Source organism: Sphingomonas sp. PvP056 (genome assembly GCF_040549155.1).
GTDB lineage: Bacteria > Pseudomonadota > Alphaproteobacteria > Sphingomonadales > Sphingomonadaceae > Sphingomonas.
Map to the genome: position 1 here is coordinate 40,517 of NZ_JBEPST010000011.1, position 8,771 is coordinate 49,287.

Genomic DNA, 8,771 nt, shown 5'->3' on the forward strand with positions numbered 1-8,771 from the left:
AGCTTAAGCCCTCACGCTGTCATGACTCAAAGGCGGCAGTTCGATGTGTCCCCCTGATGGGGCTGGCAGCTCGCGCCGTCCGAAACGAGCGTAGAGCGTCGGCAGCACGAACAAGGTGAGCAAGGTTGCGGATATCAGGCCACCAATGACGACGGTCGCCAGCGGCTTTTGCACCTCGGCTCCAGCACCATGACCAAGTGCCATCGGCACGAAGCCAAGCGACGCAACGAGCGCCGTCATCGCAACTGGCCGGAGCCGCGCCAGAGCGCCTTGATGCGCCGCTACCGCACGACCCATGCCTTGCCGCATCAGATCATGGATGGACGACACCATGACCAGCCCGTTGAGAACCGCGACACCTGATAGCGCGATGAAGCCGACTGCCGCTGAAATGGAGAACGGCATGCCTCTTAGCACCAGCGCAAGGATGCCTCCGACCAGCGCCAGCGGAACGCCGGTAAACACGATCAACGCATCCCTGACGGAGCCAAGCGCGCCGTAGAGCAGGAACATGATGACCACGAAGCAGATCGGCACCACAACGCTAAGCCTATCGCGGGCAGATGCCAGGTTCTCGAACTGACCGCCCCATTCGAGATACGTGCCAGGCGGCAATTTCACCTGAGCGTCGATGGCTGACCGGGCATCAGCCACGACACCGGCCACGTCTCGATCGCGCACGTTGGCCTGCACCACGACACGCCGCTTGCCGTTCTCGCGGCTGATCTGGTTGGGACCATCGACCACGGCGATATCCGCCACTGTCGATAGCGGTACGAAGCCGCCACTGCCGGTCGGCACCGGCACCTGAGCAACCGCCGTCAGATCGGATCGTGAGCTTTCGGCCATCCGGATCACGACGGGGAAGCGACGATCGCCTTCAAAGATCACGCCAGCCTGTCGGCCGCCAATGGCTGCGGCAACCGTGTCCTGCACGTCACCCGCCGTCACCCCGACGCGGGACATGGCAGTGCGGTTCGGCCGGATATCGAGCATCGGCAAGCCTTCGGTTTGTTCAACCCGCACGTCTGCTGCACCCCGCGTCTTTCGAAGGATGCCGGCTATCCGATCTGCGGTCGCGTTCATCTCGCCAAAGTCGTCGCCAAAGACCTTGATCGCGATGTCGCCGCGCACGCCTGCAATCAGCTCGTTGAACCGCATCTGGATCGGCTGAGTGATCTCATAGGCGTTGCCGGGCAGAGTGGAGAGCCGCTTTTCCAGCCGCTCGACCAGCTCTTCCTTGGACAGGCCGGGGTCGGGCCACTCCTTCTTCGGCTTCAGGATGACGAAGGTGTCGGTCGCGTTAGGCGGCATCGGGTCCGATGCGATTTCGGACGTGCCGGTGCGCGAGAAGGCGAAGCGGACCTCAGGGGCCTTGGCGAGTGCCTTTTCCACCTGGAATTGCATCGCCTGGCTCTGATCGACCGATGTGCCCGGGATGCGGACCGCCTGCACGAGGATGTTGCCCTCATCGAGCTGCGGCAAGAACTCCTGCCCCAATGTCGTAAAAGCGGCCCCGGCGAGTGCCAGCGCACCGATCGCGACGCCGATGGTGAGGGTGGGTCGGCGCATTGCCGCATCAAGTCCCGGCTCATAACGTTTCCGGAGGAAGGTGACGACGCGGCTTTCCTTCTCCTCGACCCGCTTGCTGAGACAGATCGCAATCGCTGCCGGTATGAAGGTCAGCGATAGGATGAAGGCGAACACCAGAGCGATGATGACCGTGAGCGCCATCGGCTCGAACATCTTGCCTTCGACACCCGTGAAGGTGAGCAACGGCGCATAGACAAGGATGATGATAGCCTGCCCGTACACCGATGGCCGGATCATCTCGCGCGCCGACGCCGCGACAATCCCGAGACGTTGCTCGATGGTCAGCACGTCATCACGACCATGCTGCGCCTCGCCCAAACGCCGTAATGCGTTCTCCACAATAATGACCGCGCCATCTACGATCAGACCAAAGTCGAGCGCACCAAGGCTCATCAGATTTGCGGAAACGCCCGCCTCCAACATGCCGATGCTGGTCAGCAGCATCGTGATCGGAATGACGCAGGCCGCGATCAGCGCCGCGCGGAAATTGCCAAGCAGCGCAAACAGAACGACGATTACCAGCACCGCACCTTCGGCGAGGTTGCGGGCAACCGTCGAAATTGTGGAGTTCACCAGCTCGGTCCGGTTCATGACCGGCTTCACGACAACATCGACCGGCAAAGAGCGGCCGATCTGCGTCAGCCGTTCGGCAACGCCGGTCGATACCGTGCGGCTATTCTCCCCGATCCGCATAACCGCGGTGCCGACGACAACTTCATGGCCGTTTTCTGACGCCGATCCCATGCGTAGCGCCTGCCCGGTGCGAACGGTCGCGATCTGGTTAAGCAGGATCGGAACGCTCTCGCGGGTGGCAACGACGGTACGTGCCAGCTCGTCGGCGTTGCGAACACGCCCATCCGATCGAACCGCCAGCCCTTCTCCGTTGCGGTTGACCACGCCAGCGCCCGCGCTGGTATTGCTGCGCTGAAGGGCGGTGGTGAGATCCTGAAGCGTTAGCCGCATTGCCGCCATGCGCTGTATGTCCGGAATAACGAGATATTCCTTGGTGTAGCCACCAAGGGAGTCGACGCCAGCAAGCCCGGCCGTGCTTTTGAGCTGCGGCGTGACGATCCAATCCTGTACGGTGCGCAGATAGGTTGCCTTGTCGGCGTCGCTGACAAGGTGATCCCCCTCGGGGGTGATATAGCTGGCATCGCGCTGCAAGCCGGGTTCGCCGTTGCGGTGGTGAACTTGGTCCAGCTCGCGATATTCGACCGTCCACATGAAGATATCGCCGAGGCCCGTAGCGATCGGCCCCATCTCGGGGTTCACACCTTCGGGAAGGTCTTCCTCAGCGGTTCGCAGACGTTCCGCGACCTGCGCTCGCGCAAAGTAGATATCGGTCTTTTCACCGAAAACCGCTGTGATCTGGGCAAAGCCATTGCGACTTAGCGAGCGGGTATATTCAAGGCCAGGAATGCCCGCGAGCGCGGTTTCGACCGTGAACGCAACCTGCTTCTCGATCTGATCGGGGGAGAGGGCAGGAGCAACGACATTGATCTGCACCTGGTTATTGGTGATGTCGGGTACGGCGTCGATCGGAAGCTGACGCAGCGCGCCAATCCCGAGCAATGCAGCCGCGATGGTGAGAAGCAGGACGAGCCAGCGCTTCTCGACGGAGAGGGTGACGATGCGACCGATCATGGCTCAGTCCTCATCCCCGCCTGCACCCTTGCCGAGTTCGGCCTTGAGCGTGAAGCTGTTGGTGGAAGCGATGCGCTCCGAGCCGGTAAGGCCTGCCGTTACGGTGACTTGCCCGCCGTTGGTGCGACCAAGCGTCACGGGAATTGCCCGGAATCCTGTCGCAGTGCGGACGAACACGAACGACTTGTCCTCGATCATCTGCACTGCGGCCGATGGCACGGCGACGGTGCGGTCCCCGGTCGCAGGAACGAGGATCGATACGTTGACCGTTTCGCCGACGCGCCATGTGCTGCCGGCGTTGTCGAGGGTAGCGATCACCGGCACCAATCGGGTCGTCTCGTCCAGAATGGGGGATACGAACGTGACGCGCCCCTCCTGACGCCGCCCCGGTGCCGTCACTTCGACACGCACGCCGGGTTTCACCCGACCGGCATCGGTGGGGACGAGTGAGGTGGTTACAGTGACCTTCGACAGGTTGGCGACGCGGAACAGCTCTGCATCGGCCGCGACCGCCTGCCCGAGTGTAGCGGATCTCGCGATGACCTGGCCGGCGATCGGCGAGCGAACCGCGATGCGGTTGAGCGCGCCGCCTCCGCTGCCCGTCGCTGACAATTGCTGCTGCGCGAGGCGAAGGGCAATGCTGGCCTCCGTCGCTGCCGTCCGCGCTGCGACCAGATCCTGCTCTGGCGAAACACGTTCAGCGAACAGGCGCTGTTCGCGGCGAAGGTTTGATTGGGCGAGTGCGGAACGCGCGCGCGCGGCTTCTACCTCCGCTTTCAGTGATGCCGCTTCCCGGCTTTCGATGATAGCCAGCGGGTCTCCCCGGCTGACTGACTGCCCGAGATTGCTGGTGAGGGAAACGAGCCGACCGCCTACGGAGGTGGACACAACCTGCACACCCTGAGGATCGCCCTCGATCGTTGCCGATAGCTCGATCGCTCCGGCCACGCCGCCTACTGTAGGACGCGTAACCTCTATCCCGGCATCCGCAATCTGCTGCGCGGACAGGGTGACGATATCCTTTGGACCCTCCTTGGCTTCGCTGGCCTCGGCACCTTCGGTCTTCTCGGCTCCGGCTTTCTCACCGGCCTCGCCGTTGCCACCCCCGCCGCATCCGGCAAGGAGGACAGCCAGGGTCACAGGCGCGAGCGCCCGCATGATGGTCTTCGTCATTGATTGGTTTCCTCGGTCGAGGGCGCTGCGGCAACGAGCCGTTCGAGGCGTGCCTTGGCGTCGTGATAGGTGGCGAGCGCATCGATCGCGGCGGTTCGTGTTTCGGACAGGGTACGTTCGGCATCGAGCAAATCGAGCTGACCGAACTTGCCCTCCCGGTAGCCGATCCGGGCGATCCGAGCGGCTTCGCTTGCCGACGCCAATGCCGGCCCGCTGGCGTTGCGAGCGGTCGTCGCGGCATTCGCGACGTTCGCCTGTGCGCTTGCGATATCCTGCGCGGTATCCAGCTCGGCCGCGCGACGTAGCGCCTGCGCCTGATCAGTCTGCGCCCGCGCCTGCGCCACTGCCGCCTTGCCGTTGTTGAACAGTGGGAACGGGATCGACAGCCCGAACACCGCTGCCACGTCGTTCGTAGCCTCAAGCCGTCGTGCGCTGGCGCTGAGTGTCACGTCGGGAATGCGCTGCGACCTAGCAAGCCGCACCTGTGCCTCTGCCGTTGTCACGTCCGCGCGTGTCGCCGCCAATGCCAGCGTCCCGGCGGTCTCGATCGGCCGCGCTGGACCAAAGCCCTCGACACGGCCGAACCACACCAAGTCCAACGGTCCCGTGAGGGGTTGGCCGATCCGTCGGGCAAGATTGCTTCGGGCGACCTCGGCAAGCCGCTCTGCGCGCTCCACAGCCGTCTCCGCGTTGATCCGCAATACATCGGCGCGCTGCTGTTCGAGCGGTGATGCTCGCCCCGCTTGAACGCGGACGCCGGCTGCGCGCGATGCTTCGCGGGCGATACCGGCCTGCTCGCGCGCGGTCACCAGTCGGCGTTCCGCTGCGGTCGCCTCGATGTAGAGCTGCGTGATGGCAAGCCGTAGATCAGCCTCGGCCAACGCCGTGCCTATCCTCGCTCGATTACCAATCGCATCTGCGACAGCGATCCGTGCCGATCGTTTGCCACCCAACTCGATCGGTAGTGCCAGACCTGCCGTTGTCTCGGCGCTTCGAAGACCGCGATATTGGCCGCTGCCGGCAATGTTCTCGGTCTCGGCGACGATCGACGGGTTCGGGCGGTAGCCGGCAACCGTGCGGCCTGCTTGTGCTGCCCGGACGCCAGCCGTGGCAGCCTCAAGGCTGGGGGCGCTGGCTCCGGCAAGCGAAAGCGCCTGCTCAAGGGTGAGCGGGGGACTGGTCGATGTTGGATCGGCTGACTGCGCCTGTGCGATCGACGCGCACGACGCCACGGCCAATAAGGCCGCAATAAAACGGTGCATGGGTAACGGACTCCTGACGAACCTTGGGCATCCGCACGGGCTTTCCCGGCGGAATTAGGCGTTGGTCAGGCTTGGGGAGGACGTAGGGCTGGGTCCGACGCTACCGGGGCCTTGGGCGCATTGCGCCACATCGATGCAGTCATACGAACGCTGCTGGCTGGTCCGGTTGAATCGGACGCGATCGGCACGCCGACATGATGGCCGTGGCAACCACCATGATGGTGAGGATAAGCCTTGTCGGCGTCTGCCGGCACTTGGTCGGCATCGCCGTCGCAATGATCGAGGGAGCTGACCGCTGTGGTATCAACGCACGTCACGCCTTCGGTCGCATGCGCGACTGATCCAAGCCCGAGCATAAGCACGAGCATGAAACTGAGGAACAGGGCGGAGAGGCGGTGCATCGGCCCGCGCCTTAGCAGCTTACCGACTGCCATGTAACGACTGCTGGTAAGTAGCGGGGGCGGGTGAGGGCTCGCTACGCATTTCGGCGCGTGCCTGCCGCATGATCTGAACACCGCCCGATATTCCCAACACAGCCATCAAGGTGGCGACGGCGAGATCAGGCCACGCGCTGTTGAGGCCGAACACTCCGCCTGCGGCCAGTACGACGGCGATGTTGCCAATCGCGTCGTTACGCGAGCAAATCCACACTGACCGCATGTTCGCATCACCGCTTCGAAAGCGGTACAGCATGACCGCGACTACAAGGTTCGCGATCAACGCGGCGATGCCGACCACGCCCATAATTTCGGCATGGGGCGTTGCTTCGTGGAGCGCCCCCCATCCCGCCGCGAACAAGACATAGACGCCTAGCAAAGCAAGCGTCGCCCCCTTCAACATCGCAGCGCGTGCGCGCCAGGCTATCGCCATTCCGGCAACGCCAAGGCTGATTGCGTAGTTCGCAGTATCCCCAAAAAAGTCGAGCGCGTCGGCTTGCAGCGCCTTCGATCCACCCGTGATGCCGGCAACGATCTCGATAACGAACATGCCGCCATTGATGGCGAGCGCAATCCATAGCGCGCGCCGCCACTTAGGGTCGTTGAGAGTGTCCGCCTTGTCGGACGCGCAGCTTGTGCAGGCCATATTCGCCACCTCGATAGAATCGATCTGACAGCCTATATGCACCCTCTAGTCGCTAGAGGGTCAAGCGCTGTGTCTGAGAAACTGACGATCGGAAAACTGGCTGGTGCGACCGGCACGAAAGTCGAGACGATCCGCTACTATGAGCAGATTGGCTTGCTGCCGGCTCCTGAGCGATCGGCGGGGAACTATCGGACCTATGAGGGCGCGCATCTACGCCGCCTGTCCTTCATCCGTCGCGCGCGTGATCTTGGCTTTTCAATCGATCAGGTGCGCGAGCTTATGGGGCTTGCCGATCGGCGCGATCAGTCCTGCATCGCCGTCGATGTCGTTGCCAACCAACACCGCGACGCGATTAGACGCAAAATTGCAGACCTCACCGCGCTTGCTGGTGAACTCGACGCGCTAATAGATTCCTGTAGCCGCAACACCGTCGCCGACTGCCGGATCATCGAAGCACTTGCCCCTTCCGCATAGCGCATCGCTGCTGTCCGGTGGAATGATCGGCTTGCACCGCTTGGGCACTTCAATCCGTGGAGCTGACGATCGCACTTCTTGCCGCCACGTCATCCCGACTGATCTCGATGGTACAGCGCACCGTCTTCTTAGTCCTCACAGCTATCTTGTAGCAGGCTTGCACAGCCTTGCGATTTGCGGTGATGATCCGATCGGCTGCCGCGATGTTGGCGAAAGCATCCGGCCCAGCAGCTCGCATGAGGCGCTGCCCGGCTTCCCATTTCGGTAGGTCAAGCGTGCGCGCTGCCATCCACTCGGGCACCTGCCACTTCCCCGGGAGCTCGCGCGCGATGATCCCCGGCACGATCGTCCATAGCAGCGCCCCGCCCAGGCACGCTCCCGCACCGACCTGCCACAAGGTACGGCGCTGCTCGTCCGCACGGCGGGCAGAACCGCCGATACCGTGCAAAGCGGTCGTCGCCTTGTCCATCTTCTCACCGGCGGTCGCGATCATGCGCCGATCCTCGTCGCGGGCATGGCCGCCAGCCGCGACGATCCGGTCGGCGACATAGCGCGGCGCGACATTGTCCTCGGCCGTTTTCGCCAGCACGCCGACATTTTGCATGGTCGCGTTGAGCGCCTTCGCCATTTTCCCCAGCGTCTCGCTGTAATCGGGTATCTCCGGCACCTCGGCGCGCTCCGCGGACAGCCGCTCGACGGCGCGGCGCAACAGCGCAAGCTCACCGCGGACACCTTCAAACGCCTCCGCTGCGGCGTCCGGTTCGTGATCGTCACTCATGCACTTCTTCCCCTTTACTGCATGAAACCACAAACCGGATCGTACCCGAAAGCACGAACCGTCACCGGCTCATCCCCCGATCCCGGTCGCGCCCACGATCGAGCGACGACGACAGCGCATCGCCGATCGACCGCTCGCTTTCCTGCTTCAGCGCCAGGTCGGGTGCATGGCGACGCAGTGCGGATTCGAGCTGCGGGTCACGGTGCAGCCCGCCCGCCGCCTTCTCCATCCGCTCGCGCAACCGCTCGGCACCGGCACTGTCGCCGGCCCGCTCCATGCCTGCCCGCGCCTGCTGCATTTTCTGCCAGCCTTCCACGAACCGCTCGGCACGCGCGTCCGGGTCTAGCCGCACACGCTTCTCGTCGGCCATCGCGCGTGCCGCGCCAACTGTATTGCCGCCCGACACCTGCTCGATAAGCTTCGGATCACGCGCAAGCGCCGATGCAAGGTCGCGCGCGGCATGGGGACGGGTCGCGTCCAGCCTCTCGCCAGCCTTCTGCAAAGCGCTCTCCTGATGCGGCAGCACGGGCAGACCCTTGTTGCGCATCCGGCCGATATCGCCCGCGGCACGTGCATAGCGTTCGATCGCCTTGGCCTGAGAGACGTCCAAGGTGGTGTTAATCGGACCCCCCTGGCTGCGATCACGGGCGGTGTTAATCGGACCCCCCTGCCCGTGATCGCGGGCAGTGTTAATCGCCCCCTCTTTCGCGACAGCCGGCTTTGGCCGGAAACCGGCAAACATGCCCTTGGCCTTGTCGCGCACC

General features: G+C 63.7%; 6 protein-coding genes and 1 pseudogene. 1 reads left to right on the plus strand and 6 read right to left on the minus strand.

Going from position 1 to position 8,771, the window contains the following annotated elements; genetic code table 11:
* Positions 1 to 3: 3 nt before the first annotated feature.
* The 4 genes from ABIC17_RS19980 to ABIC17_RS19995 form a co-directional block, all read right to left on the minus strand.
* Positions 4 to 3,237, minus strand: coding sequence for an efflux RND transporter permease subunit (locus ABIC17_RS19980; protein ID WP_056677697.1), 3,234 nt, complete (start codon positions 3,235 to 3,237; stop codon positions 4 to 6).
* A gap of 3 nt (positions 3,238 to 3,240) precedes the next feature.
* Complete coding sequence (locus tag ABIC17_RS19985) at positions 3,241 to 4,395, minus strand: efflux RND transporter periplasmic adaptor subunit (protein ID WP_243645710.1); 1,155 nt, start codon at positions 4,393 to 4,395, stop codon at positions 3,241 to 3,243.
* An 11-nt stretch (positions 4,396 to 4,406) separates the two neighbouring features.
* Positions 4,407 to 5,672 (minus strand): TolC family protein, encoded by a 1,266-nt coding sequence (locus tag ABIC17_RS19990; RefSeq protein WP_055763290.1) that lies wholly within the window; start codon positions 5,670 to 5,672, stop codon positions 4,407 to 4,409.
* 420 nt (positions 5,673 to 6,092) lie between these two features.
* Positions 6,093 to 6,755 (minus strand): cation efflux transmembrane domain-containing protein, encoded by a 663-nt coding sequence (locus ABIC17_RS19995; protein WP_055843156.1) that lies wholly within the window; start codon positions 6,753 to 6,755, stop codon positions 6,093 to 6,095.
* A gap of 69 nt (positions 6,756 to 6,824) precedes the next feature.
* Between ABIC17_RS19995 and ABIC17_RS20000 the strand changes: the two genes are divergently transcribed.
* A complete protein-coding gene (locus tag ABIC17_RS20000; protein ID WP_235516308.1) occupies positions 6,825 to 7,229 on the plus strand; it encodes a MerR family transcriptional regulator in 405 nt (134 codons plus the stop codon).
* 49 nt (positions 7,230 to 7,278) lie between these two features.
* Here ABIC17_RS20000 and ABIC17_RS20005 read toward each other — a convergent pair whose 3' ends face one another.
* Entirely contained in the window at positions 7,279 to 8,007 is a 729-nt protein-coding gene (locus ABIC17_RS20005; RefSeq protein WP_192143182.1) for a DUF6118 family protein, read from the minus strand.
* A gap of 61 nt (positions 8,008 to 8,068) precedes the next feature.
* Positions 8,069 to 8,771, minus strand: a pseudogene (locus tag ABIC17_RS20010) (Ti-type conjugative transfer relaxase TraA); the annotation flags it as partial.

Excerpts from the sequence above, each read along its gene's own strand:
- ABIC17_RS20005 (WP_192143182.1), bottom strand. The coding sequence starts at position 8,007 with ATGAGTGACGATCACGAACCGGACGCCGCAGCGGAGGCGTTTGAAGGT.
- ABIC17_RS19985 (WP_243645710.1), bottom strand. The coding sequence starts at position 4,395 with ATGCGGGCGCTCGCGCCTGTGACCCTGGCTGTCCTCCTTGCCGGATGC.
- ABIC17_RS19995 (WP_055843156.1), bottom strand. The coding sequence starts at position 6,755 with ATGGCCTGCACAAGCTGCGCGTCCGACAAGGCGGACACTCTCAACGAC.
- ABIC17_RS19980 (WP_056677697.1), bottom strand. The coding sequence starts at position 3,237 with ATGATCGGTCGCATCGTCACCCTCTCCGTCGAGAAGCGCTGGCTCGTC.
- ABIC17_RS19990 (WP_055763290.1), bottom strand. The coding sequence starts at position 5,672 with ATGCACCGTTTTATTGCGGCCTTATTGGCCGTGGCGTCGTGCGCGTCG.